The organism is Microbacterium sp. T2.11-28, from assembly GCF_950097975.1.
Taxonomy (GTDB): Bacteria; Actinomycetota; Actinomycetes; order Actinomycetales; family Microbacteriaceae; genus Microbacterium.
In genome coordinates this window covers 84,518-108,811 of record NZ_CATNHF010000032.1, presented here as the reverse complement: position 1 = coordinate 108,811, position 24,294 = coordinate 84,518, and the positions used below count along the sequence as shown (strand labels likewise).

General features: G+C 72.6%; 19 protein-coding genes and 1 pseudogene. 9 read left to right on the top strand and 11 right to left on the bottom strand.

All coding sequences use genetic code 11. From position 1 onward, the window contains the following. The first annotated feature begins 4 nt into the window (after nucleotides 1-4). From QQZ13_RS15845 to QQZ13_RS15835, 3 genes and pseudogenes are all read left to right on the top strand, one after another. Nucleotides 5-892: an alpha/beta hydrolase fold domain-containing protein gene (locus tag QQZ13_RS15845; protein ID WP_284530508.1), complete on the top strand. Its 888-nt coding sequence runs from the start codon at nucleotides 5-7 to the stop codon at nucleotides 890-892. Continuing rightward, nucleotides 889-2,925 carry a bifunctional aldolase/short-chain dehydrogenase gene (locus QQZ13_RS15840; RefSeq protein ID WP_284530506.1) on the top strand — a complete coding sequence of 679 codons (2,037 nt, stop codon included), beginning with the start codon at nucleotides 889-891 and terminating at the stop codon, nucleotides 2,923-2,925. Before QQZ13_RS15845 ends, QQZ13_RS15840 begins: the two co-directional genes overlap by 4 nt. 254 nt (nucleotides 2,926-3,179) lie before the next feature. After that, nucleotides 3,180-4,640, top strand: a pseudogene (locus tag QQZ13_RS15835) (rhamnulokinase family protein); the annotation flags it as partial. A gap of 34 nt (nucleotides 4,641-4,674) precedes the next feature. On the opposite strand, the gene QQZ13_RS15830 reads toward QQZ13_RS15835, so the two are convergent. Next, nucleotides 4,675-5,667, bottom strand: coding sequence for an NADP-dependent oxidoreductase (locus QQZ13_RS15830; protein WP_284530505.1), 993 nt, complete (start codon nucleotides 5,665-5,667; stop codon nucleotides 4,675-4,677). Between the two features lie 190 nt (nucleotides 5,668-5,857). On the opposite strand from QQZ13_RS15830, the gene QQZ13_RS15825 reads away from it, so the two are divergent. Continuing rightward, nucleotides 5,858-6,463, top strand: a complete 606-nt coding sequence (locus tag QQZ13_RS15825; protein ID WP_284530503.1) for a fasciclin domain-containing protein — start codon at nucleotides 5,858-5,860, stop codon at nucleotides 6,461-6,463. Between the two features lie 165 nt (nucleotides 6,464-6,628). Here QQZ13_RS15825 and QQZ13_RS15820 read toward each other — a convergent pair whose 3' ends face one another. Together QQZ13_RS15820 and QQZ13_RS15815 are read right to left on the bottom strand one after the other, a co-directional pair. Then, entirely contained in the window at nucleotides 6,629-7,240 is a 612-nt protein-coding gene (locus QQZ13_RS15820; protein WP_284530502.1) for a DUF1349 domain-containing protein, read from the bottom strand. Between the two features lie 27 nt (nucleotides 7,241-7,267). Then, complete coding sequence (locus QQZ13_RS15815; protein ID WP_284530501.1) at nucleotides 7,268-9,397, bottom strand: beta-galactosidase; 2,130 nt, start codon at nucleotides 9,395-9,397, stop codon at nucleotides 7,268-7,270. Nucleotides 9,398-9,462: 65 nt separating this feature from the next. Between QQZ13_RS15815 and QQZ13_RS15810 the strand changes: the two genes are divergently transcribed. Next, on the top strand, nucleotides 9,463-10,065 hold the full coding sequence (locus QQZ13_RS15810; protein ID WP_284530499.1) for a TetR/AcrR family transcriptional regulator: 603 nt from the start codon (nucleotides 9,463-9,465) through the stop codon (nucleotides 10,063-10,065). Between the two features lie 190 nt (nucleotides 10,066-10,255). Then, entirely contained in the window at nucleotides 10,256-11,134 is an 879-nt protein-coding gene (locus QQZ13_RS15805; protein ID WP_284530496.1) for a serine hydrolase, read from the top strand. A 132-nt stretch (nucleotides 11,135-11,266) separates the two neighbouring features. On the opposite strand, the gene QQZ13_RS15800 is transcribed toward QQZ13_RS15805, so the two are convergent. The 4 genes from QQZ13_RS15800 to QQZ13_RS15785 are packed head-to-tail and all read right to left on the bottom strand — an operon-like array spanning nucleotide 11,267 to nucleotide 15,628. Continuing rightward, nucleotides 11,267-12,433, bottom strand: a complete 1,167-nt coding sequence (locus QQZ13_RS15800) for a glycoside hydrolase family 1 protein (RefSeq protein WP_284530495.1) — start codon at nucleotides 12,431-12,433, stop codon at nucleotides 11,267-11,269. Between the two features lie 21 nt (nucleotides 12,434-12,454). Continuing rightward, nucleotides 12,455-13,357 (bottom strand): carbohydrate ABC transporter permease, encoded by a 903-nt coding sequence (locus QQZ13_RS15795; RefSeq protein WP_284530494.1) that lies wholly within the window; start codon nucleotides 13,355-13,357, stop codon nucleotides 12,455-12,457. Nucleotide 13,358: 1 nt separating this feature from the next. Beyond that, the gene (locus QQZ13_RS15790; protein ID WP_284530542.1) at nucleotides 13,359-14,336 is read right to left on the bottom strand and encodes a carbohydrate ABC transporter permease; all 978 of its coding nucleotides are present in this window, start codon (nucleotides 14,334-14,336) and stop codon (nucleotides 13,359-13,361) included. 11 nt (nucleotides 14,337-14,347) lie between these two features. Then, the gene (locus QQZ13_RS15785; protein ID WP_284530492.1) at nucleotides 14,348-15,628 is read right to left on the bottom strand and encodes an extracellular solute-binding protein; all 1,281 of its coding nucleotides are present in this window, start codon (nucleotides 15,626-15,628) and stop codon (nucleotides 14,348-14,350) included. A 117-nt stretch (nucleotides 15,629-15,745) separates the two neighbouring features. Between QQZ13_RS15785 and QQZ13_RS15780 the strand changes: the two genes are divergently transcribed. Then, complete coding sequence (locus tag QQZ13_RS15780; RefSeq protein WP_284530489.1) at nucleotides 15,746-16,423, top strand: TetR/AcrR family transcriptional regulator; 678 nt, start codon at nucleotides 15,746-15,748, stop codon at nucleotides 16,421-16,423. A gap of 19 nt (nucleotides 16,424-16,442) precedes the next feature. Here the strand turns inward: QQZ13_RS15780 and QQZ13_RS15775 are convergent, their stop codons facing one another. From QQZ13_RS15775 to QQZ13_RS15760, 4 genes are all read right to left on the bottom strand, one after another. Next, nucleotides 16,443-17,000, bottom strand: a complete 558-nt coding sequence (locus QQZ13_RS15775) for a hypothetical protein (protein ID WP_284530487.1) — start codon at nucleotides 16,998-17,000, stop codon at nucleotides 16,443-16,445. Beyond that, nucleotides 16,997-17,908, bottom strand: a complete 912-nt coding sequence (locus tag QQZ13_RS15770) for a class C sortase (RefSeq protein ID WP_284530486.1) — start codon at nucleotides 17,906-17,908, stop codon at nucleotides 16,997-16,999. The genes QQZ13_RS15775 and QQZ13_RS15770 overlap by 4 nt, the downstream gene beginning before the upstream one ends. A gap of 92 nt (nucleotides 17,909-18,000) precedes the next feature. Further along, nucleotides 18,001-20,211, bottom strand: coding sequence for a SpaH/EbpB family LPXTG-anchored major pilin (locus tag QQZ13_RS15765; protein ID WP_284530484.1), 2,211 nt, complete (start codon nucleotides 20,209-20,211; stop codon nucleotides 18,001-18,003). 491 nt (nucleotides 20,212-20,702) lie between these two features. Further along, nucleotides 20,703-23,297, bottom strand: coding sequence for a LuxR family transcriptional regulator (locus QQZ13_RS15760; RefSeq protein ID WP_284530482.1), 2,595 nt, complete (start codon nucleotides 23,295-23,297; stop codon nucleotides 20,703-20,705). Between the two features lie 292 nt (nucleotides 23,298-23,589). Here QQZ13_RS15760 and QQZ13_RS15755 point away from each other — a divergent pair, with 292 nt between their 5' ends. Continuing rightward, nucleotides 23,590-24,069 (top strand): SRPBCC domain-containing protein, encoded by a 480-nt coding sequence (locus QQZ13_RS15755; protein ID WP_284530481.1) that lies wholly within the window; start codon nucleotides 23,590-23,592, stop codon nucleotides 24,067-24,069. Further along, nucleotides 24,066-24,263, top strand: a complete 198-nt coding sequence (locus QQZ13_RS15750) for a hypothetical protein (protein WP_284530480.1) — start codon at nucleotides 24,066-24,068, stop codon at nucleotides 24,261-24,263. Before QQZ13_RS15755 ends, QQZ13_RS15750 begins: the two co-directional genes overlap by 4 nt. The last annotated feature ends 31 nt before the right edge of the window (nucleotides 24,264-24,294 follow it).

Here is a 24,294-nt window from a genome sequence, read left to right as displayed (position 1 = left end):
TCCGATGACGGGCGTCAGCGACGAGATCCTCGACGGCCCGCACGGCCCGCTGCGCGTGCGGATCTACCGGCCCGACGCCGCGGCCGCCCCGGCGGGGCCGCCCGTCGGACTGGTGTGGGCCCACGGCGGCGGCTTCGCGGCCGGCGACATCGACATGCCCGAGGGCGACGGCGTCGCGCGCGCCCTGGCGGGCCGCGGCATCGCCGTCGTCTCGGTCGACTACCGGCTCGCACCGCCGGGGCCCGGCCTCCCCGGCTTCCGCCACCCGGTCGCCTCCGAGGAGGTCGGCTTCGCGTTCGCGTGGGCGGCGGCATCGGGCATCGCGGCCGGACCGTGGGCGATCGGCGGCGCCAGCGCCGGAGCGAACCTCGCGACCGGTGCGACGCTGCGGCTGCTCCACCGCGCCCTCGGCGACGGGGCCGGCGGCACCGGCACCCTCCCCGCGCTCGTCGCGCTGGCGTATCCGACCCTGCACGCGGTGCAGCCGGCCCCGGATGCCGAGCTGCGCGCCGCCCTCGACGCCGACCCGGAGGCCGACCGCTTCGGGCCGGAGGTCGTCCGCGGCATGTACGAGAACCTCCTCGGGGCTCCCGTCGACACCGCCGACGTCTACGCCGTCCCCGGCCTCGCGACGCCCGCGCAGCTCACCGGCTTCCCGCCCGTGCTCATGGTCAACAGCGACGCCGACGAGCTGCGCGTGTCGGGCGAGGCGTTCGCCGCCACGCTCCGCGCCGCCGGCGCCGACGTCGAGGTCGTCCGCGAGCCGGGTACGCAGCACGGCCACCTCAACCGTCCCGCCGAGCCGGCGGCAGGGGTGTCGATCGGCCGCTTCGCCGACCGGCTCCTGGCCCTCGCCTCCCCTCCCACCCGATCCTCAAGGAACCCGACATGACGAACGCCACCGTCTCCGACCTGATCTCGCGCAGCAACCGGCTCGGCGCCGACCCGAAGAACACGAACTACGCAGGCGGCAACACGTCGGCCAAGGGCACGGAGATCGATCCGGTCACCGGAGAGCCCGTCGAGCTGCTCTGGGTGAAGGGCTCCGGCGGCGACCTCGGCACGCTCACGCCGGAGGGCCTCGCGGTGCTCCGCCTCGATCGGATGCGCGCCCTCGTCGACGTGTATCCGGGGGTGGACAGGGAGGATGAGATGGTCGCCGCCTTCGACTACTGCCTGCACGGCAAGGGCGGCGCGGCTCCCTCCATCGACACCGCGATGCACGGACTCGTCGACGCCGCGCACGTGGACCACCTGCACCCCGACTCCGGCATCGCGATCGCGACCGCCGCCGACGGCGAGGCCCTCACCGCCACCGTCTTCGGCGGCCGCGTCGTGTGGGTGCCGTGGCGCCGCCCCGGGTTCCAGCTCGGCCTCGACATCGCGGCGATCAAGGCGCAGAACCCGCAGGCGATCGGGACGATCCTCGGCGGTCACGGCATCACCGCATGGGGTTCCACCTCCGAGGAGGCCGAGGCGAACTCGCGGTGGATCATCGAGACCGCCGCCGCCTACATCGCCGAGCACGGCGCCCCCGAGCCCTTCGGTGGCGTCCGCGCCGGATTCGAAGCGCTTCCCGAAGCCGAGCGCCGCGCGAAGGCCGCCGCGCTCGCCCCGACGATCCGCGGTCTCGCGTCGACCGACAGCGCGCAGGTGGGGCACTTCACCGACACCGCCGTCGTCCTGGACTTCCTGGCATCCGAGAAGGCGCCCGCCCTGGCCGCCCTCGGCACGAGCTGCCCCGACCACTTCCTGCGCACCAAGGTGAAGCCGCTCCTCGTCGACCTCCCTGCATCGGCCTCCGTCGACGAGACCGTCGCGCGGCTGCGCGAGCTGCACCGCGACTACCGCGCCGACTACCAGGCCTACTACGACGCGCACGCGACGGCCGAGAGCCCCGCGATCCGCGGCGCCGATCCGCTCATCGTGCTGGTGCCGGGCGTCGGCATGTTCAGCTACGGCGCCGACAAGCAGACCGCACGGGTGGCGGGCGAGTTCTATGTCAACGCCATCAACGTCATGCGCGGCGCGGAGGCGCTGTCGGCGTACAGCCCGATCTCCGACGCCGAGAAGTTCCGCATCGAGTACTGGGCCCTCGAAGAGGCCAAGCTCCAGCGCCGCCCCAAGCCCCGCACCCACCAGGGCCGGATCGCGTTCGTCACCGGGGCCGCATCCGGCATCGGCAAGGCGATCGCGACGCGACTCGCGGCGGAAGGCGCGTGCGTCGTGGTCGCCGACCTCGACCTCGACAAGGCGCAGGCGGCGGCCGCAGAGCTGGGCGGCGCCGACGTCGCCATCGGCGTCGCGGCGAACGTCGCCGACGCCGACGGCGTGCAGGCCGCGATCGACGCCACCGTGCTCGCGTTCGGCGGTGTCGACCTCGTCGTCAACAACGCCGGGCTCTCGCTCTCGAAGCCGCTGCTGGAGACGACGGAGCAGGACTGGGACCTGCAGCACGACGTCATGGCGAAGGGCTCGTTCCTCGTCGCGAAGGCCGCCGCGAAGGCGCTCGTCGCGCAGGGGATGGGCGGCGACGTCGTCTACATCTCGTCGAAGAACTCGGTGTTCGCCGGCCCGAACAACATCGCCTACTCGGCGACCAAGGCCGACCAGGCGCACCAGGTGCGGCTGCTCGCCGTCGAGCTCGGCGCGCACGGCGTGCGGGTCAACGGCATCAACCCCGACGGCGTCGTGCGCGGGTCGGGGATCTTCGCCGCCGGCTGGGGCGCGAACCGTGCCGCCACCTACGGGGTGAAGGAGGAGGAGCTCGGCCAGTACTACGCCGACCGGACGATCCTCAAGCGCGAGGTCGTGCCCGAGAACGTCGCCGACGCCGTGTACGTGCTCACCGGACCAGAGCTCAGCCGGACGACGGGCCTGCACATCCCGGTCGACTCGGGCGTCGCGGCCGCCTTCCTGCGATGACCGGCCCGGCGCGTTTCGTCTCGTCGCTGCGCTCCTCGCTCAACGACCGGGCGCACACCCCGGCCGCCGACCGAGCGGACACCCCGGTCGTTGAGCGAGCGCACACCCCGGTCGTTGAGCGAGCGCACACCCCGGTCGTTGAGCGAGCGGACACCCCGGTCGTTGAGCGAGCGCAGCGAGACGAAACGCACACCCCGGTCGTTGAGCGAGCGCAGCCAGACGAAACGCCGCGCGGCCGCGGACGCCCGGGCACGGTCGCGGCGGTCGACCTCGGCGCCACGAGCGGCCGGGTGATCGTGGGCCGCGTCGGGCCGGGCACCCTCGAGACGACAACGGTCGCGCGCTTCCCGAACGAGCCGGTCCACACCGGCGACGGCCTGCACTGGAACCTCCTGGGCATGTACGGCGCGGTCCTCGCGGGGCTGCGGAGCGCCGTCGCCGCGCACGCCGATCCGGACGACCGCGTCCGCTCCATCGGCGTGGACTCGTGGGCGGTCGACTACGGCCTCCTGCGCGGGGCGCGCGGCGGGCCGGGCGGACGCCTTCTGGGCGAGCCGTTCCACTACCGCGACGAGCGGACGGCGCGCGGGGTCGCCGCCGTGCACGCCCGGGTGCCGCAGGCGGAGCTGTACGACCGCACGGGGCTGCAGTTCCTGCCGTTCAACACCCTGTACCAGTGGGCGGCCGACGACCCGGCGGTGCTCGAGATCGCCGATACGGCGCTCCTCATCCCCGACCTCATCGCCTACTGGCTGACCGGCGTCGCGCGGGCGGAGCAGACCAACGCCTCGACCACGGGGCTGCTGCGCTGGGCCGACCGGCAGTGGGACCTCGCGCTGGCCGAGCGCGTCGGCATCCCGGCGCGCCTCCTCCCCGACCTGATCGCGCCCGGCGAGCGCCTGGGCACGCTGCACGCTCCGGCGGCGACGGCGGTCGGCCTCGCCGCGGGCGCGGAGGTGCCCGTCACCGCGGTCGGCTCGCACGACACGGCCTCCGCCGTCGTGGCGGTGCCGATGGAGACCGGGGCCGCGGCCTACATCTCGTGCGGCACGTGGGGCCTGGTCGGAGTCGAGGTGGAGCACCCGATCCTCACTGCCGAGGCCCGGGCGGCGAACTTCACCAACGAGGGCGGCGTCGACGGACGCGTGCGCCTGCTCCACAACGTCATGGGCCTCTGGCTGCTGAGCGAAGCGGTGCGCGGCTGGGAGCGCCGCGACGCCGCGGGCGGCGCGGTGCATCCGATCGACCTGTCGGCGCTCCTCGATGCCGCTGCGGAGATCCCGGCATCCGCCGTCCCCGTCTTCGACGTGAACGACCCGCGGTTCCTGCCCCCGGGCGACATGCCCGCGCGGATCGCGGAATGGTGCGCCGAGCACGGCGTGGCCGCGCCGCGGACGCGCGCCGAGTTCACCCGGTCGATCGTGGAGTCGCTCGCGCAGGCGTTCGCCGAGGCCGCGCAGCGAGCCGGTCGCCTCGGGGGCGTCGACGTGCGGACGATCCACGTCGTCGGCGGCGGCGCGCTGAACGCCCTCCTCTGTCAGCGGACCGCCGACCACTCCGGACTGCCGGTGCTCGCCGGCCCCGTCGAGGCGACCGCGCTCGGCAACGTGCTTGTGCAGGCGCGCGCCGCGGGGCTGGTGTCGGGCGACCTCGAGTCGCTGCGCGGGCTCGTCGCCCGCACCCACCCCCCGCGCCGCTTCGACCCGCGCCCCTGACGCGGCGCTCTGACCGGCCCGGCAGGGCGCCGGGTCAGCGCGCCGCCTCGAACACGTCGCGCGCCTTGAGCGAGCGCACCGTCGTCACCGGGCGCGTGCCCAGGATCACCTTGCCGCGGGCATGCAGGCGGGCGAGGTCCTCGTACGCCTCGGCGACGGCGGCGAGCGGATAGAAGCCCGACACCAGCACCGTGAACGCGCGCCGCTCGGCGAGGCGGACGACCTCCTCCAGCAGCCGCGTGCCGCGCGCGACCGCCGCGGGATCGTCGTCGAGCAGGCCGAGCTCGGTCTGCCGGCGGTCCTCGCTGGAGCGGTAGCGCGCCGGCGGCACGCCCAGCTCGTCGGCCAGGTCGCGGCCGTCCTGCCCGAAGTTGTCGACCATCGCGGTGACGGGGCGGCCGGCGGCGGCGCGGATGCGGTCGGCGATCCCCTCGCCGTAGCGCACCGGCTTGATGCCGAGCTGTCGCAGATAGTCGAAGTTGCGGTCGCCGCACGTGCCGATCACCGTGGCGCCGCGATGGCGGGCGATCTGCGCCTCGATGCTGCCGACCCCTCCGGCCGCGGCGGAGATCACGACGACGTCGTCGGGCCCCACCCGCAGCTCGTCCACCGTGTCCAGCGCCGTCGCACCGGCGAGGTAGAGCCCTCCCGCCGTCTCCCACGTCACCCCGCGCGGTCGGGCGACCAGCGCCCCCTCCGACACGGTGACGTACTCGGCGTGGGCCCCGGCCCGCACATGGCCGATGACCTCGGCGCCCCGCCGGAACCGCGCCGCGCCGTCTCCCGAGGCCACGACGATCCCGGCGAAATCGCTCCCCGACCGGCGCGGCCACGGGTCGTCGCTCCAGGTCTCCTCCCGGCCCGACCGGATGAACCCGTCGATGTGGCTGATGCCGGTGGTGATCACCTCGACGGTGACCTCGCCCCGGCCGGGCGGGGTGAGCGGCCTCGGACGCAGCTCGAGCACCTCCGCTCCTCCCGGCCGGTCGTACTCGACGGTCAGCGCCTCGTCATGCCGTTTCACCATGATGACCTCTCCGCAGGAGGGCCGGGCGGGCGCCCGGCGTGTGTGCTCTGGTATTCGTCGCCGCGCGGGGAATCGGATGCAGGGAAATCGGTGCGGGTCGACTGCATCCGCCGACGGCCCCGGCGACGTACATACGGATGACGCCCGGCCACTGGAGCCCGGACGCCTCTTCCAGACGAAGGAGTGAACGATGAACAAGCGCGTACGCGTCACGATCGCCGCCGTCGCGGCGGCCGCCCTGTCGCTGACGGCCCTGCCCGCCCAGGCCCACGGCGGCGGCCACAGCGGCACCGCCCCGAAGGGCACCATCGTCGACGTCGCGGTCGCGGCCTCGGGCGGCGGCACCCCCGACAAGAACCCGTGGGACTACGACCTGCTCGTCCAGGCGGTCGTGGCGACCGGCCTTGATGGGGCCCTGTCCGACACCGGGGCGACCTACACCGTGTTCGCCCCCAACGACCGGGCGTTCCTGCGACTGGTCACCGACCTCACCGGCACGCGGCCGGAGTCCGAGGCGGCGGCGCTGGAGACGATCGTCGGCGCGTTCACGACCGACCAGATCGCCGACATCCTGCTGTACCACGTGGTCGCCGGAAAGAGGCTCGGACCGGTCAAGGTCATCACCTCGAAGACGCTGACCATGGCCAACGGCGGCATCGTGAAGCCGCGCGGCCTCACCCTGCGCGACGAGACCCCGGCCCTGAAGGACCCGCGGCTGGTGCTGTGGCGCCTGAACATCCCGGCATCCAACGGCGTGATCCACACGATCGACCGGGTGCTCGTCCCCGCTCCCTGACGGCTCGCCCGAGCCTCAGGGAGGACCTGCCGGAGCCGGCGCCCCCAACCCGCCGGCTCCCGCCGGGGGCACCTGCCTCCCGCCCGCGCCGCATCGCGTCCGCACGCGCAGGCCGCGCATCGGCGGGAGCAGGCGCTCCCGGCACCCGTCGGAGGCGCCGGTCGGTCAGTGCAGCGACGCGTCGGCCGGCGTCCGCCGCCAGGCCGTGAAGACCACTTCGAGGCCGGCGCGGGTCGGTGCGCACACGAACGGCCCCGCCGACGCGGTCCGCGCGCCGTCGAACGGGAGCACCCGCACGAGACGGAACGGCTCGTCGTCCGCCGCCACGCGCAGGGTCAGCGCGTCGTCGCCGCGGCTGACGCGCACGCGCACACGCCGCCCCGACCACTCGGGCACGGGGGCGACCGACCAGTCCGAGCGCACCGCGGTGACGACCGCGCCGACATTGAGCACGCCGTCGGCGAACTCGACACCGGATTTCACCCAGTGCTCGTGGTCGGCGCGGACGAACAGCCCCGCCTGGTCGAACTCCGCGGTGAAGTCCGCGCCGAACTCGACCTCCATCGCCGACCCCACCGGGAACGGAGCGAGCAGCGCGTGCTCGGTGTCGTGGACGAAACCGTAGGCGGTGTGGCGCCACGCGTCGCTGCCCTCGGCCGCGGTCACCCGCAGCGTGTCGCCCTCGATCGACGTGGCCGCCGGCTCGGTCGTCCACGTCCCCTCGGTCCAGGCGACGGCGCCCGTCGCGACGGTGGGCTGGGTCTCCTCGTGCGTCATGTCCTCAGCCTCTCAGCCCTCGGCCTCTCAGCCTGTCGACGACGACGCGCGCGTCGTCGAGAGGCCGGCGCCGCCTGCCGGCGCTCCCGTCGCGGCGGCGTCCTGGGTGAGCACGGCCACCGAGCGCGGCGCGATGGTGAGGGCGCCCGCGTCGTCCGAGCCCTGGGTGCCGAGGGCCTCCCCGACGGCGGAGACGAGCACCGTCTCGTCGGTGCGATTGGCGAGGAAGACGAAGCGCGATCCGCCCGAGACGCGCACGATCACCTCCAGGCGCCCGTCGGCGGCGAGGTCGTCCCCGCGCAGCGCCTCGATCTCGCCGGCGAGGGCCCGGAGCACGCCCCGGGCGCCCGCGCGGGCGATGTCGGCCGACACGTAGACCGCCGATCCGTCGCCGACGCGGCGCCGGGTGACGGCGGGCGACCCGGCCAGGTCGCCGTCGGCGTACGTGTCGAGCACCTCGACGTCGGCGCCGACCCGCACGATCCGCTCGGTCCAGGTCGTCGCGACCGCGCCCGAGGTGAGGGCGACCGGAGCGCCCGGGAGCAGGGGCACGAACTCCTCCACGCTCACCCCGAGCAGATCGCGCAGCGCGCCGGGGTAGCCGCCGAGCCAGACGCGGTCGTGCTCGTCGACGATGCCCGAGAAGTAGGTGGTCACGACATGGCGGCCGTCACGGACGACGGCTTCGAGCCGGCGGCGGAGGTCGTCGGGCACGACGTGCAGCATCGGGGCGATCACGACCTCGTAGTCGTCGAACGAGGCGCCCACCGGCAGCACGTCGGCGCGGATGCCGAGGTCCAGCAGCGCTCGGTACCACTCCAGCTGCTCCACGTCGTACTGGAGCGCGTCGGTCGGGTGCGAGTCGCGTCCGCTGACCCACCAGGACTCGTAGTCGAACACGAGCGCCACGCGCGCCTTCTCGCGGTGGGATCCGGTGACGGGGGCGAGCGCGCCCAGCTCGCCGCCGAGGGCCACGACGTCGCGGAACACCCGGCTGCTCGGGCCGGCGTGCGGCACCATGCCGGAGTGGTAGCGCTCGCCTCCGGCGCGCGACTGGCGCCACTGGAAGTAGCAGACGGCGTCGGCGCCGTGCCCGACGTGGGTGAGCGCGTCGCGGATGAGCTCGCCCGGCCGCTTGGGCGGGTTGACCTCGCGCCAGTTGACGGCCGAGGTCGCGTGCTCCATCAGGAACCAGGGCCGTCCGCCGGCGAGGTTGCCGGTCAGGTTCGCCCAGAACGACAGATCGTCGCGGCCGAGCTCGCCCGGGCGCAGGTAGTGGTCGTTGGAGACGAAGTCGACGTCGCCCACCCACGAGGCGTAGTCGATGTCCCGGACGTTCTGCGCCACCATGAAGTTCGTCGTGTACGGCACGTCCGGCGTCACCGCGCGGAGCACCTCGGCCTCGGCGCGCAGGTGGTCGCGCACGGCGTCCGACGAGAACCGCTCGAAGTCCAGCTGCTGGCCCGGGTTGCGCTGCGTGGGGGCCACCCGCGGCGGGAGGATCTCGTCCCAGGCGCCGTAGTGCTGCGACCAGAACGCCGTGCCCCACGCGTCGTTGAGCGCGTCGAGGGTGCCGTAGCGCTGCTGGAGCCACACCCGGAAGGCGCGCGCGGCGTCGTCCGAGTAGTCGTAGAGGTTGTGGCATCCCAGCTCGTTCGAGATGTGCCAGGCGACCAGCGCCGGGTGCGATGCGTAGCGCTCGGCGAGCGCGCGGGTGAGCCGGAGCGCGTACTCGCGGAAGATGGGCGACGTCGGTCGCCAGTGCTGGCGCGATCCGGGCGAGAGCACGGTGCCGTCGGCGGTCTCGGGGAGCACCTGGGGGTGGAGGCGCGTGAGCCACGGCGGCGGCGAGGCGGTCGCCGTGGCGAGGTCGACGTCGATCCCGTTCGCGTGGAGGAGGTCCATGACCTCGTCGAGCCAGGAGAAGTCCCACTCTCCGGGCCGCGGCTCCAGCAGCGCCCAAGAGAAGATGCCGAGCGAGACGATGTTCACCCCCGCCTCGCGCATGAGGCGCATGTCCTCCTGCCACACGTCGCGCGGCCACTGCTCCGGGTTGTAGTCGGCGCCGAAGCGCATCCGGTTCGGGCCGAGGGCGCCGTCCTTCACCCAGCGGGGCGCGGTCGTGGCGGCGTTCGGGATCGGGGGGATCGAAGTCACGCCGACAGCTTAGGTCAAAACCCGTGCACATGCACGGTTTATCTCGGAGCGGCTACGCTCGTGGCATGAGCGACGCCTCGCCCACCCGTCGCGGGCCCTACGCGAAGAGCGCCGAGCGGCGCAGCGAGATCATCGACTCGGCCACCGCGGTCTTCAGCGAGCACGGGTACCGCGGCGGCTCGCTCCGCCAGATCGCGAAGGATCTGGGGCTCAGTCTCACCACGGTCATGCACCACTTCCCGACGAAGGTGTCGCTGCTGGCCGCCGTCCTCGAGCAGGAGGACGCCGCTGACACCGACTTCGCCGACCGCTCGCGCCGCGACGGGTTCGTTCCGGCGGTGCTCGGCATCGTCGAGCGGAACCTCCGTCGGCGCGAGCTCGTCCGCATGTTCTCGATCGTCTCGGCCGAGGCGACCCATCCCGGTCATGAGGCGCACGAGTGGCTCCGCCATCGGTACGCCACCGTCACCGCCGAGTACCGGATGCTCATCGCGCACGACCGCTCGCTCGGCCGCCTCACGAGCGACGCCGACCCGGCGATGCTCGCCGATCTGGTGGTCAGCGGCTGGGAGGGCATCCAGATCCGCTGGCTCGCCGACGGCACCGACCCGGTCGCCGCGATGCGCTCGCTGCTCGACACCCTCCTGCGCCCCGCCGACGCCCCCTGACCCCCCGGCCGCCCCGCCACCGCCACCACGCCGCCGCCGCCACCGCCGCCCGCCCCGCCACCGCCGCCGTTCGGCCCCGGCCCGTGGCAAAAGCAGGCTCAACCGCCGCTGCGGATGCCGCCACCGCCTCCTCGCCGGGGTTCAGCCTGCTTCTGCCACGTGCCGCCGAGGGCTGCGGCAGACTGAGGGAGTGACACGCGCCGACATCCTCCGTGACCGAATCGTGGCGGAGGTCGCGGCCAGCGGATTCCGCGCCCACGGGCTGCGGGTGCGTGTGGGAGATGAGGTGGCCGCGCATGACTGGTCCGAACCCGTGCGCCGCGACATCCACTCCGCGGCCAAGGGGGTCTGCGTGCTCGCCGCGGCGATCGCCTCCGACGAGGGGCTGATCGACCTCGACGCGCCTCTCGCCGATCTGCTGCCGGGCACGGCGCTGGCGGACGCGGAGGTCGGCGACGGCGTCGGCGGTGTCACGCTGCGGCGCCTGCTGTCCATGACGAGCGGCGTGGACCTCCCGTGGTCGGAGACCATGATGACCGACTGGCCCGATCTCGCGCGCGAGTTCCTGTCGCGGCCGTCGCGGGGGCGCGTCTTCCAGTACTCCAATGCGAGCACCTACACGGCCATGCGGGTGCTCGCCACCCGGACCGGCGACGTGCTCGACTATCTCGGGCCGCGCTTGCTCGATCCCCTCGCGATCCACGAGGCGGTGTGGGAGCGCTGCCCGCTCGGGTACATCGTCGCCGGCGGGGGCTTGGCCCTCACCACCGACGAGCTGTCGCGCATCGGCCTACTGATCCGCGACCGCGGCCGATGGCAGGGCCGAAGCCTCGTCTCGGCGCGGTGGATCGATGCGATGCACGCCGACGGAGGCCCCGCGGGATCGGGCCCGGGCTACGAGCGCTATGCGCTGTCGGGCTGGGGCGGACCGGGGAACGCGTGGCGCCTCCACGGCGCCTACGGGCAGCTGGTGATCTTCGCCGCGGACTCGGTGGTCACTGTCACCGCCGACGACCACGCCGGGGCCGACGCGCTGGCCGCCGCCATCGTCACCCTCACCGAAGCCTGACCCCCTCCCCTCGAGCCCCTCCTCTGAGGGTCCACCCCTGAGGGGCATGTCCCACTTTCGGTCGCTTTCGCCCGCTGCGAGCAACCGAAAGTGGGACATCACCAACCGAGAGTGGGACAGCCCTGCCGACGGTCAGTCGACGGCGTTCGCGCGGGCGACCTCGCCGAGCCACCACAGGCTGGGCTTGGGATGACGCTCGAACGTCTCGCGGTCCCAGCCGATCAGGCCGAAGGTGGGCGCGAACGAGCCCCACTCGTAGTTGTCGAGCAGCGACCAGTGGAGATACCCGATGAGCGGCAGCCCCGCGGTGATCTCCGCGTGCAGCGCCCGCAGCGCGTCCCGGGTGTAGTCGATGCGGCGGGTGTCGTCGGCGGTGGCGATGCCGTTCTCGGTGACGAACACCGGCAGGCCCGTCACGTCGTGCGCGAGGCGGGCGGCCTCGGCGATCGCGGGCGGGTAGTACTCCCAGCCCGTGAGGGTCTGCTCCACGTCGTCCGGCGCGGGCAGCGGACCGTCGAGGGTGATGCGCGTGCGGGTGTAGGCCTGCACGCCGATGAAGTCGTCGCCGCGGGACGCCTCGAGGAAGACCGTCTCACGGGGGTACGCGTACGCCCGCAGCACCTCCTCGGCGCCCGGATCGGCGAAGAACTGCTGCGGCGCGACGGGCCATCCCACCGGGCGTCCCGTCGTGCGCACGAGCTCCACCGCGCGGTGGTGCGCGGCGATGATGTGCTCGGTGACGACGGCGTCCGGCTCCGGCAGCGACCCGGCCTGGATCTGCTGATTGCCCTCCTTGCCCGCGAAGATCATCGCGAGGATGTTGGGCTCGTTGATCGTGAACACGTGCGAGGCGGTGTGCAGCAGCGGCAGCACGATCTCGACGAAGCGCGTGAAGCGGTCGACGGATGCCGGGTTGCGCCAACCCCCGTCGGCGGCGAACCACTGCGGCGTCGTGAAGTGGTAGATCGTGATCGCCGGGACGACGCCGAGCTCGTGGCAGCAGTCGATCACGCGCCGGTAGTGATCGAGCGCGGCGCGCGACACCATCCCCTCGGCCGGCTCGATGCGCGACCACTCCAGCGAGAACCGGTAGGTCCCGAGTCCGGACTTCGCGAGCAGCGCGATGTCCTCTCGGTACCGGTGGTAGCTGTCCGCCGCGTCGCCGGAGGGCTCCCCGATCGTGGTGTCGGGGGCCACCTCGCGCGGCCACCAGTCGCTGTTGACGTTTCCGCCCTCGATCTGGTGGCCGGCGGTCGCGGCGCCCCAGACGAAACCGGCGGGGAACGTGAGCGAAGTCATGGATGGGGTCCTTGTCTGGGCCTACTTGAGCCCGGTCATGGTGATGCCCTGCACGAAGTAGCGCTGCAGGAAGAGGAACAGGATGAGGATGGGGGTGACGACCAGGACGGATCCCGCCATCAGGAGCCCGTAGTAGGTGCCGTTGGAGCCCACGGAGTACAGCGACAGCGCGACCGGCAGCGTGTACATCGACTCGGTCTGGGCGACCACGAGCGGCCACAGGAAGTTGTTCCACGAGGCGAGGAAGGTGAGGATCGCGAGGGTCGCCACGGCCGGTCCGCACTGCGGCATGACGACGCGGAGGAAGATGCGGAACTCGCCGGCGCCGTCGATGCGCGCCGCCTCGAGCAGAGCGTCGGGGACGCCCATGATGAACTGCCGCATGAGGAACACGCCCAGCGGCCCCGCGAGGAACGGCAGGATGAGCGCCGGATAGGTGTTGACGAGCCCCATGTTCGCCACGAGGACGAACATCGGGACGAGCGTCACCACGCCGGGCACCATGAGCGTCAGCAGCACGAGGGCGAACAGCACCTTCTTGCCGGGGAACTCCAGCTTGGCCAGCGCGTAGGCGACCATCGAACAGAACACGATGTTGCCGAGCACCACGACGAGGGCGACGACCACCGAGTTGAAGAAGAACTGCCCGTAGTCCAGCTGCGTCAGCCAGCGCGAGTAGTTGTCGAGGGTCGCCTGCTCGGGCCACCAGGTGATGGGCCGCTGCAGCAGCTCGCCCTGGGTCTTGAAGCTGCCCAGGAGCATCCACACGAACGGCATGAGCGTGATGATCAGGCCGACGGTCAGCGCCAGGTAGGTCAGGCTGCGCGACCACTGCGGGCGGCGCTGCGGGCGGCGACGTGGGGTCTCCGCCTCGGCGGGCCGCACCGGTTCGGCGGGCACGGGGGGTGAGGTGAGGGTGGTCATGTCAGTTGTCCTTCGAGCGCAGCAGCCGGAACTGCACCGCCGACAGCGCCGCGATGAACGCGAACAGCACGTAGGCGGCGGCGGAGGCCAGCGAGTAGTCGCCGTAGCCGAACTGGTTGTAGACGTAGTAGCTGATCGTGAGCGTCGAGTTGAGCGGCCCGCCCTGGGTCATGACGAAGGGCTCCTCGAACACCTGCAGGAAGCCGACCGACAGCAGCACCGCCCCCAGCAGCAGGGTGGGACGCATGAGCGGGAGCGTCATGCCGGTGAACCGGCGCCAGGCACCGGCGCCGTCGACCTCGGCCGCCTCGTAGACGTCGCGCGGGATCGCCTGGAGCCCGGCCAGGAAGATGATCATCAGCGTGCCCATGTTCCGCCACGCGCCCATCGCGATGATCGACGGCATGGCCCAGAACGGGTCGTTGAGCCAGTCGGGTCCGTTGATGCCGACCCAGCTGAGCACGGTGTTCATGAGGCCGGAGTCCTGGAGGATGAACCGCCACACGACGGCGACCGCCACGATCGAGGTCACCACCGGGGTGTAGTAGCCCACGCGGAACACGCCGCGGAACCTCTCGATGCCGGAGTTCAGCGCGACGGCGAGCAGCAGGCCGAGCGCCATCGTCAGCGGGATGCCGACCAGCACGAAGTAGAAGGTGTTGACGATCGACTTGACGAACAGCTCGTCCTGGAACAGCGTGACGAAGTTGTCGAAGGCGATGAAGTTCACCGCGAACGGCGAGCGCAGGTCCTTCACGCCGAGGTCGGTGAACGACATCGCGAACGAGCCGATCACCGGCCCCAGCATGAAGACCGCGAACACCACGAGGAACGGGAGTGCGAACAGCCACGCGACGAGCGCCGTGCGGCGACGCTGGGCGGCGAAGTTCCGCCGCCCAGCCTTCGCCGCGGCCCGGGCCTCGGCCTTCGGGTCGGACTTCCGCGGGGTGTTCTTCGTGGGATCACCCGCGGTGGCCAGCGCCACGATGGTTACCAGCCCGTCCCGAGGGACTCGGCCTTCGCCTCGATCGCCGTGGCGGCGTCCTCGGCGCTCGAGCCGTTGGCCACCTTCTCGGCCTCGGTCTCGATGAAGGCCGACATCTCGTCCCAGCTGGGAACCGACGGCGGGGCGACGGTGTTCTGCAGCTGGTCGTTGAGGACCGACACGCGCGGGTCGGAGGTGAAGCCGTCGAGCGCGGAGGTCACGGCCGGCAGGCCGCTCGTGAGCTCGAACCAGGCCTCCTGGGTGTCGGCCTCGGCGAGCCAGCGGACGAGCTTCCACGCGCCGTCGGCGTTCTTCGCGTCGGCGAAGACGCCCAGGTGGCCGCCGCCGAGGTAGGAGTCGTTGTTCGCGGAGCCGGCGGGCACCGGCACCGTCGCGACGTTCTCGGCGACCCAGTCGGCATCCTTCATGTCGGCCAGCACCGACACCATCCACGGCCCGGAGATGAACGCGGGGTTGGAGCCGTCCGTGAAGGCGGCCGTCTGCGAGTCGCCGTAGCCCGACAGCGGCGCGAGGCCGTCGGTGAAGAACGAGCCGTAGTACTCGAGGGCCGCCACGAGCGCGTCGTGGTCCCACGCGTACGCGTCGCCGGCCTCGTTGAGCACCTGGCCGCCGGCCTGGGCGTAGAAGGGGAGGACGACCTGCGTCGAGTCCTCGGCGTCGCCCATCGGCAGCTGCAGGCCGTACTGCGCACCTTCGGCCTTGAAGCCCTCGGCGAACGCGGTGAGCTCCTCCCACGACGTGGGGGCGGACATGCCGGCAGCATCGGCGAGATCGCTGCGGTAGTACAGCACGCGGGTCTCGACGTACCACGGCACGGCGTACGAGACGCCCTCGACGGTGGTCGACTCGGCCGCTGTCTCGTTGAGCGTCGCGGTGTCGACCACGCCGTCGGGAACCGGGGCCAGGCCCCCGGCCGCCACCATCGACGGGAGCAGCGAGGAGCCGATCATGATGGCGTCCGGCACGGTCCCGGCCGCCACCGCGGTCTGGTACTTGGTCATCACGTCGGCCCACGGGATCGAGGTCACCGTGACCGTGGCGTCGGGGTTGTCCTCGATGAACGCGTCGGCGAATCCGCCGAGGTTCTCGCCCTCTTCGCCCATCGCCCAGATGGTGATCTCGCCCGTGGCGGGCGCGTCGTCGATGGCTGCCGTCGACGGCCCCTCACCGGTGGGCGTCTCGTCCGTGCGGCCGCAGCCCGCCAGCGCGAGCACTCCGACGATGCCGATCGCGCCGAGCGCGACCGCCTTGCGTGCCATCTTCATGGTCTTCTCCTCGTTGAGCCTGGAACACGTCTCCGTGATTCGGAAACAAACCTAGCAACTGCTTGCTTAGTTTGTTCAGCATAGACTGAGACCGAATCGCCTGCAAGGGAGTAGCGAATGAGCGACGACGACCTCCGAGCCGACGGCGCGCCGCCGGCCTCGGTGCCCGCGGCCCGCACCGACCTGCGCCGCGTGCGCGGCGACGTGCGCCGCAAGCGGATCCTCTCGGCTGCGGTGGAGGTGTTCGGCGAACAGGGCTACCGGGGCACGTCGCTGCGCGAGATCGCCCGCCGGGTCGGCATCTCTGATGCCGGGCTGCTCCACCACTTCGGGTCGAAGACGGGGCTGCTGGCGGCGACCATCGCCGAGCGCGACGAGCGCGACCGCGAGCGCCGCGAGGAGTCGGAGGCGTCCGGTGTGGCGTTCGTCGACACCATGCGGGATCAGGTGGCGCGCAACGCCCACTCCCCCGGGCTGGTGGCGCTCCACGTCGTGCTGTCCGCCGAGGCGACCGATCCGCAGCACCCCGCGCACGAGTCGTTCCGCGAGCGCTACCGGCATCTGCGCCATCAGGACGATCAGGCGTTCGCGCGCCTACAGGAAGACGGCCAGCTCCGCACCGACCTCGACCCCCGCCGGGTGGGTCAGCTGGTGACCGCGATGATGGACGGGCTGCAGCTGCAGTGGCTGCTGGACCCCGACCAGGTCGACATGGTGGGGCTCTTCGAGGATTTCCTGCACCTGCTGGAGATCCCTGCGCCGGACTCCGGCGCGGGCGCAGCCGAGCACGACTGACCCGGCGACCGCGGCACGGTCACCGCCCGAGGGCGCGGGCGTCCACCGGCGCGAGGCCGACGAAGCGCATGAGGTTCTGCCCGTAGAAGCAGGTCTGGAGCAGGAACTCCCCTTGCATCCCCTGCAGAAGGTGGGCGTCGGCCCACTTCACGGTGCGACGCTCCTCGACGACCTCGTAGACGGTGTCCGACCCCTCCACGCGCACGCGCTCGCCGATGTCCCAGCCGAGGATGGCATCGCCGCCGCAGAAGTTGTGCGCCGCGTAGAGCGGGGGCACCCCGTCGAGGCGGTAGCTCACCATCTCGGTGAAGGTGCCGTCGCAGTCGTCGAGGTCGCGGATCTGCCCCTCGTCTCCGAGGCGGATCACGGGCAGATCGTCGGGGGCGAAGAGGTTCCGCAGCTGCGTGGTGATCGTCACCTTCGCCTCACCGGTCACCCGGTCCACCGCCTCGGGGGCGAACGCCGATGCGAGGGAGAAGACGAGGCCGAGCACCACCAGGACGACGCTGATGACCAGCAGCACGCGGCCGCCGCGGCGGCTGCGCATCGGCAGACCTGTCTCGTCGGCGGCGCTCATCGGCGACGGCGCCGCGGCGTCACCGCGAAGGCGGCCAGCGCGGGGACCCCGACCAGGATGAGGGCCCACCACGGGAAGCCCGCGGCCCCCGTGTCGTCGGCGAGGACCGAGCGCGTCTCGCTCTCGGCAGGAGCGTCCACGCGCTCGGCGCGCACGAGGAGCCGGTGCGTGTTGACGCCGGTCGGCGTGCACGTCACCAGGGTCACGTAGTCGCGGCCGGCCTCTTGACGGAGCGCCTCGGTCTCGTCGGGAAGGACCACGATCGACTGGTCGACCTCGTAGTAGAGGTCCTCGCCGAGGGTCGTGAGCACGATGAGATCACCCTCGCGCAGCTCGGCGATGTGGTCGAAGAGGGTCGCCTGCACGAAGCCGGTGTGCCCCGCGAGCACCGTGTGGGTGCCGCTGCCCCCGACCGGGAGCGAGGAGCCGTAGAGGTGTCCCACGCCGCGGGAGAGCATGCCCTCCTCGGTGCCGTGGAAGATCGGCAGGTCCACGTCGATCGACGGGATGCGCACGCGCGACATCGCCTCGACCCCGGGCACGCGCAGCAGCCGGGCGTACGCGTCCGCGCCGAGGCCGACCTCGGCCTGCCGGCCGTCCGCGCCCAGCGCATAGGGGTCGCGGAGGGGGCCGGAGGGCAGGACCTCGTTGTACTCGCGCGCCGCGTCGCGCAGCACCTCGAGCTCGCGGTCCGGAACCGACTCGACCGTCTGGACGTAGCCGTCGACCTCGGTGTCGTGCTTCCACGCCGAGAACCAGCTCGCCGCCATCGGATAGACGAGGACGGCGGCGCCCAGCGCGGCGACGATCACGACGATCGTCTGCGTCCCTCCCCACCGTCGCTTCGGGCGCGCACGCGGGTCGCGCCGGACCGCGGCGGCGGGCTCGGGGAGTTCGAGGAGGGTCATGCGGGTGTCCTGGTTCGGCGAGGGGGTGGGGGGAATGGACCGTGCGGAGGAGGGACGTCGTCGCCTCCCCCGCACGGCGGGTCACTCGGATGTCACGCGTCGGCGTGGGCCTTGCGACGGGAGTAGACGGCGAGGAACACCGCACCGGCGAGCAGCATGCCGCCGCCCAGCCAGAAGAGCGTCGTTCCGGCGCCACCGGTGTTGGGCAGCTCGAAGCCGGCGTTGCTCGGCACGTTCACGACCTCGAGGTCGACGCCCGCGGCGGTGGTCGCCGCCGTGATCGTGAACTCGATGGGCTCGGCGAGCAGCTCGAAGCCGTCGGGCGCGACGATCTCGGCGAGCCAGTAGGTCTGGTAGCCGTCCTGGCCCGGGGCGACGGCGGCACCGTCGGCCCAGTCCGAGTAGCGCAGGCCGCTGAGGGTGACCGTGCCGTCTGCGGCGACCGTGAACTCGGTCGCGCCGTCCAGGACGATCGCGTTGGTGCCGTCGATCGCGTCCTGCTCGGTCGGGTACACGGAGAACACCGCACCGGTCAGCGGCGCGCCGGCCTCGTCGACCTTCTCGATCGTGAGGTCGCCCCACTTGGTGATCACGCCGTCGCCGTCGACGTCCTCGACCGACGCCGACTTCTCCAGCAGCAGCTCCGGCGACTGCACGGCGGGGATGATCTCGTCGTCGGTGTCGGTCACGTTCGGCCCCACGGCGGGAGTGCCGGTGGCGCGCGCGACGTTCGTCAGCCGCTCGGCGTCCAGGTCGCCCTGCTGCACCGTGTAGGTGGCGGTGCAGGTCATCTGGGCGCCGCTGGCGAGGGTCGCGCCCTGCGCGGGGGTGCAGCTGAAGGCGCTCATGTCGCCGACGCCCGAGAAGGAGGCCTCGGAGATCGTCACGTTCGTGAGATTGGTGTTGAGCGTCGTGTTGGTGGGCGCCTTCGGCGTCGTGTTGGTGGCGACGAAGGAGTACGTGATGACGTCCCCGACCTCGGTGTAGAGCTTGACGGCCGGGTCGTCGGCGACGACGGGGACCCCGTTGACCGCGGTGATGGTCTTCACGATGTCGATCGACGGCTGGATGACCTCGAGCGACGCGTTGGCCGGCGGGTTGAGGTTGGTGGTGATGTTGGCCGGGCCGTTGACGTAGGTGCCGTTGACGGCGGAGGTCACGTCGACCGTGATCGTGCAGGACGCCTGATTGAGCGCGAGGTCGCCGCCGGTCACCGAGACGGTCGTGCCGCCGGCCGGCGCGCTGACCGCATACGCCGCACCGGCACGCTGGATGCAGGTGCCGCCGACGTTGGGCGATGCCGCGATCCGCAGGTCGGTCGGCAGGGCGTCGGTGATGAACCAGTCCGTCTTGGCCATCAGGTCGGAGGTGTTGGTCACCGTGAGCGTCATCGTCGAGGTGCCGCCGTTGCGGATCACCGTCGGGCTGAACGCCTTGTCGAGCTGCGGGGTGACGTCCACGATCTGCGGGAGGTCGAACGCCACGTCGTTGCCCGACCCGCTGGTCTGCGCGTTGTAGAGCGACAGCCCGAGGTTGGCCGTCGTCCCGACGGGCACCATGTACGCCGCCGACTGCAGCTTCGTCACTTGCGGGCCCCAGTCGGTCGAGTTGGTGCAGGGGTTGAGGTTCGAGCTCAGCACCACCGGAGTGCCGTTCACGATCAGCGAGAACCGCTCGCGCGGCTGCGTCGTGCCGCCCACCGCGGGGCAGCTGGTGGCGGCGAAGTACGCCGAGACCGCGTAGTAGTGGCCCCCCGTGCCGGTGATGGTGTTGCGCGTCTGGAACTCCACGCCCGCGGCGATCGTGCCGACGGCGGCGTTCGTGTACTCGGTGAGCACCTGGTTGGCCGCCGCCTGCGCCGGGGTCATGCCCTGCGCGAGACCGAGCGCCACCGCCATGTCGCGCAGCTGCTGCCAGCCGTCGGGCTGGTTGCGCGCGCATCCGAGGTCGGTGAGCGGCAGCAGCGTCGTGCTGCGCATGATCCAGCCGTTGCACTGGTTGCCGGCGGGCGTCCACTGCGCGTCGGCGGTGTAGCTGGAGTTGGCCGCCGCGGCGCCGCCCGTGTAGGTGCGGATGTCGATGGCGTTGACGGCGGCGTTCTGGTTCGAGAAGTCCTCGGTGTAGACCGGCGTTCCCGCCTGGGGCGTGCCCGGCGTGCCCGGCACCGTCGCGGAGGCGACGAGCGACGAGGGCGCGGTGAGGGCCGCGGCGACCACGGCGATGCCGAGGAGTCGGGCGATGCGGCCCCGGCCGGTGCGCGCGGGGCGCGGACGCGGCGTCAGGCGGCGGGAGCGCTGGCTCATGTGATTTCCGTTCGTTTCTCGTGCGCGATCGCGCAAGCGGACCCCGGGGCCCGTGGGGGCCGGCCGAGCCGCTGACCCCTCCTCGGGATGGAGGCGGTACGGCTCGCCGACGATGTCGTGCACAGATCAGGACTGCGCGGATGCGCGATCGTGACGCCCGGGCCGGAAAAAGATCTCGCGGGCCCGCCCGGCGTGGAGGCCGCCCCCTCGCGCGGGGGTACCGAAGCGCGAGGAGGCGGCGGATCGCCGACGAGTCGTACGATCCCGGCGCCCATTGGGGGTGGGGCGCGGCCTGTCGCGACCCCCCGGTCGCAACTCCACAAAGCTAGGGTCCGCGCGCAGCGCCACCGGCCGTGAGAACACCGCTTGCGTAGTCCGCGCGGCGATTATCGGTATCCGCGGCGCACCGGAACCGCCGTCATCCCGCCGATGTGCGTAGTCCGGGCGCCGCGGGGTGCCCCGCCTCCCGCACCCAGCCAGGGAGCGGCGCGTCAGGCGAGCGCGGCGTGATGGCGTCGCAGCGCGCGACGGTCGCGGATGCCGAGCTTGCGCATCACGCGGTGCATGTGGCTCTCCACCGTCCGGACGCTCAGCACCAGTCGTGCCGCGATCTCGCGGTTCGACAGGCCTTCGCTGGCGAGCCGGCCGACTTCCTTCTCGCGCTCGGTGAGGACGACCGACGTCGCGCGGAACCGCGCCGTGTCGATGACCCGGCCGGGGTGGGCGTCGCGGATCTCCCGCGCGAGATCATCGGCCCGCCGCTGCCCGCCGGACGAGCCCGACTCGGCGAACCACCCCGCCGCCAGCTGGCACGCCGAGAGGGCGAGCCCGGTGAGCCCGGCCCTGCGCAGGGCCGGCACCGCGGCCGTCATGGCGTCGGGGTCGAGGTCGACCAGCGCCGACACGAACCCGGCGTGGGCGCGCAGGGTGACGGCCTCGGGCAGCTCGTCGAGATGCGCGCGGACGACGGCGAGGCGGTCGGGGTCCGGGGCGAGCTCGACGGCGGCCAGCATGCCGGTGAGGGCGGCGAAGCGCGCACCGCGGCCCCACAGCACCTCGGAGGACGACCACAGCAGCTCCCCCGCCTCGGCGGTGCGCCCGTCGAAGGCCAGGAGCTGCACCCGCGGCCAGGCGTGCGACTGACCCGGCAGGGGACCGTCGGGGGTGCGGATGGCGTCCAGCTCGGCCGCGAACCGCTCCCCGGCGCCCACCTGCCCGCGGCGGACGGCGAGCACGGCGGCGCTGGCCAGCAGCGACTGCTGCAGTCCCGGGGGGAAGGGGGCGGGCTCGCCCGCCGCGAAGACCGCGTCGAGCATCTCGTCGACGGCCGCGTAGTCGCCCGCGAGCAGATGGCACAGCGAGGCCGCGGCCGCGAAGGCGCGGACGGCGTCAATGTCGAGGTAGCCGTGGGACTCGTCGAACCCGCGGTGGAGCAGCTGGAGCGCCTCCTCGCCCCTGCCCTCGCCCAGCAGCACCAGCCCCATCAGCGCGCGCGGGATGTAGGCCTCGTGCGCGGTGTCGAGCGCCTCGACGAACGCGAACGCGCGGCGGGCGTCGGCGAAGCGGCCGAGGATCACCAGCACGAGCATCTGCGTCTCGAGCAGGGCGAGCTGGACCGCGGGAGGCAGATCCTCGCCCGCCTCCAGCCGCGCGCCGAAATCGGCGGGCACCGTCGCGAGGTTGGCGTGGAGGCGCACCTCGCACGCGTCCAGCATCCGCCCGTACACCCCGAGCGCGGGCGCCTCGCGCCGCAGCTCGGCGCACGCCGCGTCGAGGTCACCGTCCACGTAGGCGAGCCACTGCGCCCGCAGCACCCAGAAGTCCGCGCGGCCGGCGGGGTCGCCGTGCGCCGCATCGGTCGTCGACAGCACGTCGGCGATCGTCTCCTTCGCCGCACGCGTGTGGGTGTGCATCAGGGCGCGGACGTACCGGACGGCGGTCTCCGGCGACGGGTTGGCCTCCCACTCGGCGGCCGTCACGATCCGCCGCGCGCGAGCGCGCTCCTGCAGCAGCCGGGCGAACATCGCCTCGCGCTCTCCGCTGTGCGGGCTGCGGGGCTCCGGCTCGGCGAGGATCGCCGACGACGACGGCGCCGTGCCCAGCCGCTGCGTGATGAGGTCGGTCAGCCGGATGCGCCGCGTCGTCAGCGGCTCGTGCCGGAAGAACTCGACCAGCAGCGGCGGGACGACCGTGACCAGGTGGCGTTCGCCGCTGCGGATGAAGCGGATCATCCGCCGCTCCTCGAGCAGCTCGAGCGCGCGCCAGTCCACGAGCTTGCGCACCGTGCCGATGTCGGCGACCCCCACGATCGCGATGATCTCCAGGGTGTCCAGCGCGTCCTCGGGGAGGTTCTCGAGGTGCGCTTCGAGCACCGCCCGCAGCGCCGGGCTCCACAGGTCGCGCGTCGCCGTCCAGGTCTCGCCGTCGTGCCGGGCCATGCGGCCCTCGCGCAGCGACGCGTCGACGAGGCCCAGCGCGAGCCCGATGCTGCCGCCGGACTTGGCGAAGATCCTGCTCGTGGTGCCGGGATCGATCGGGGCCGAGACGTACGTCTCCAGGATCTTCTCCATCGCCTCGAAGCGCAGCGGCACCATGTCGATGACGTACGCCGGCTCCAGCGTCGAGGCCGCGAGGCCGCTGGGGGTGTGCCGGGCGCGGAGCCCCTGGAGTCGCGACAGCACGACGGGCACGCCGGCGGCGCGACGCACGGTCTCGACGATCCCCCACGAGGACTCGTCCAGGTCGTCCCAGTCGTCGATCATCAGCACGGATCGGGGCTGACGGAGGGCGGCCCGCAGCGCTTCGCCGGTCTCGAACAGCGAGCCCCGCGACGACGGCGCCGCGGTGGGCCCGAGGCCCGCAAGCTGGAGGGCGGCCAGCGGATGCTGGCGCAGCGACGCCACGCCGCGCACCTGCACCGCCGTCCAGTCGTCGTCGACCAGTCGCGTCCGCAGCGCGGTGAGGAAGGTGCTGCGCCCCGATCCGCGTCCCCCGACGACGTCGATGCTGACGCCCGCACGCACCAGCTCGACGGCGGTCATGAGCTCCTGTTCGCGACCGATCATCATGAGCTCCCGCTTCCTCACGCACGCTCCTGACGCAAACGTAGACCTCATGTCGGCCGGCGCAGAAGGGACCCGTCCGCACGCCCGCCGTCCGATCCTCGGCGGGCCGCCGCGCGAGGACTGACCACACGCGCGGAATTAGGTACCGGCGGGGCCCACGTTGCGTACCGGCGGCGGGCCGCCGCAGGCTTCCGGAGTCGCAGGGCCGCACGCCGCGGCCGGGCGACCATACGGCATCGGGACGCGCGCGACAATCCCGTCGCGGCCGGGGAGCCGGCGCGCCTACGCTCGCGGCAACGACGGAAGGATCGCCATGTCGCGCAACGTCCGACACTTCCGCTGTCCCCCGGCGGCGGTCTTCGCCGTGCTCGCGGACGGCTGGCTGTACCCGGCCTGGGTGGTCGGCGCGGCGCGCATGCGCGACGTGGCCGCCGCCTGGCCTCAGCCCGGAGCACGGCTGCACCACTCGTTCGGCGCCTGGCCGGCGCTCGTGAACGACACGACGACGGTCGAGGAGTGCGAGCCGGACCGCAGGCTCGTCCTCACGGCGCGCGGCTGGCCGATGGGCGCCGCCCGCGTCGAGCTCACCATCGAGTCCCGCGGTACCGGGTGCACGGTCCACATCCGCGAGACGCCGGTCTCCGGACCCGCCGCGTGGCTGCGCGACCTGCTCGAGCCGCTGCTGTTCCTCCGCAACCGCGAGACGCTCCGCCGCCTCGCGCTGCTCGCCGAGCACGATGCCGGCCGCCCCCTCGACCGAGACCGCCCCCACCGACAGGAGCTGGACGCATGACCGACCCCCGAGAAGACCTCGATCGCGACGAGACCGAGGGCGTCACCGACCCCGAGGACCGCGGCGCACCCGTGGCCGAGTCGCACTACGTCGTCTCCGAGCACGACGGGAACACGCGCATCGACATCGCCGACGACGCGATCGCCCGCCCCGGACCGGGTCCCGGGCAGCCCGAGGCCGACGGCGAGGCCTGACGCGTCGCGGGGGCGCGCGAGTGTACGCCGC

What these genes read in the sequence shown, in the direction of transcription:
- QQZ13_RS15845 (WP_284530508.1), top strand. Translation starts at nt 5, where the DNA reads ATGACGGGCGTCAGCGACGAGATCCTCGACGGCCCGCACGGCCCGCTG.
- QQZ13_RS15840 (WP_284530506.1), top strand. Translation starts at nt 889, where the DNA reads ATGACGAACGCCACCGTCTCCGACCTGATCTCGCGCAGCAACCGGCTC.
- QQZ13_RS15830 (WP_284530505.1), bottom strand. Translation starts at nt 5,667, where the DNA reads ATGGTGAAACGGCATGACGAGGCGCTGACCGTCGAGTACGACCGGCCG.
- QQZ13_RS15825 (WP_284530503.1), top strand. Translation starts at nt 5,858, where the DNA reads ATGAACAAGCGCGTACGCGTCACGATCGCCGCCGTCGCGGCGGCCGCC.
- QQZ13_RS15820 (WP_284530502.1), bottom strand. Translation starts at nt 7,240, where the DNA reads ATGACGCACGAGGAGACCCAGCCCACCGTCGCGACGGGCGCCGTCGCC.
- QQZ13_RS15810 (WP_284530499.1), top strand. Translation starts at nt 9,463, where the DNA reads ATGAGCGACGCCTCGCCCACCCGTCGCGGGCCCTACGCGAAGAGCGCC.
- QQZ13_RS15800 (WP_284530495.1), bottom strand. Translation starts at nt 12,433, where the DNA reads ATGACTTCGCTCACGTTCCCCGCCGGTTTCGTCTGGGGCGCCGCGACC.
- QQZ13_RS15795 (WP_284530494.1), bottom strand. Translation starts at nt 13,357, where the DNA reads ATGACCACCCTCACCTCACCCCCCGTGCCCGCCGAACCGGTGCGGCCC.
- QQZ13_RS15785 (WP_284530492.1), bottom strand. Translation starts at nt 15,628, where the DNA reads ATGAAGATGGCACGCAAGGCGGTCGCGCTCGGCGCGATCGGCATCGTC.
- QQZ13_RS15780 (WP_284530489.1), top strand. Translation starts at nt 15,746, where the DNA reads ATGAGCGACGACGACCTCCGAGCCGACGGCGCGCCGCCGGCCTCGGTG.
- QQZ13_RS15775 (WP_284530487.1), bottom strand. Translation starts at nt 17,000, where the DNA reads ATGAGCGCCGCCGACGAGACAGGTCTGCCGATGCGCAGCCGCCGCGGC.
- QQZ13_RS15770 (WP_284530486.1), bottom strand. Translation starts at nt 17,908, where the DNA reads ATGACCCTCCTCGAACTCCCCGAGCCCGCCGCCGCGGTCCGGCGCGAC.
- QQZ13_RS15765 (WP_284530484.1), bottom strand. Translation starts at nt 20,211, where the DNA reads ATGAGCCAGCGCTCCCGCCGCCTGACGCCGCGTCCGCGCCCCGCGCGC.
- QQZ13_RS15755 (WP_284530481.1), top strand. Translation starts at nt 23,590, where the DNA reads ATGTCGCGCAACGTCCGACACTTCCGCTGTCCCCCGGCGGCGGTCTTC.
- QQZ13_RS15750 (WP_284530480.1), top strand. Translation starts at nt 24,066, where the DNA reads ATGACCGACCCCCGAGAAGACCTCGATCGCGACGAGACCGAGGGCGTC.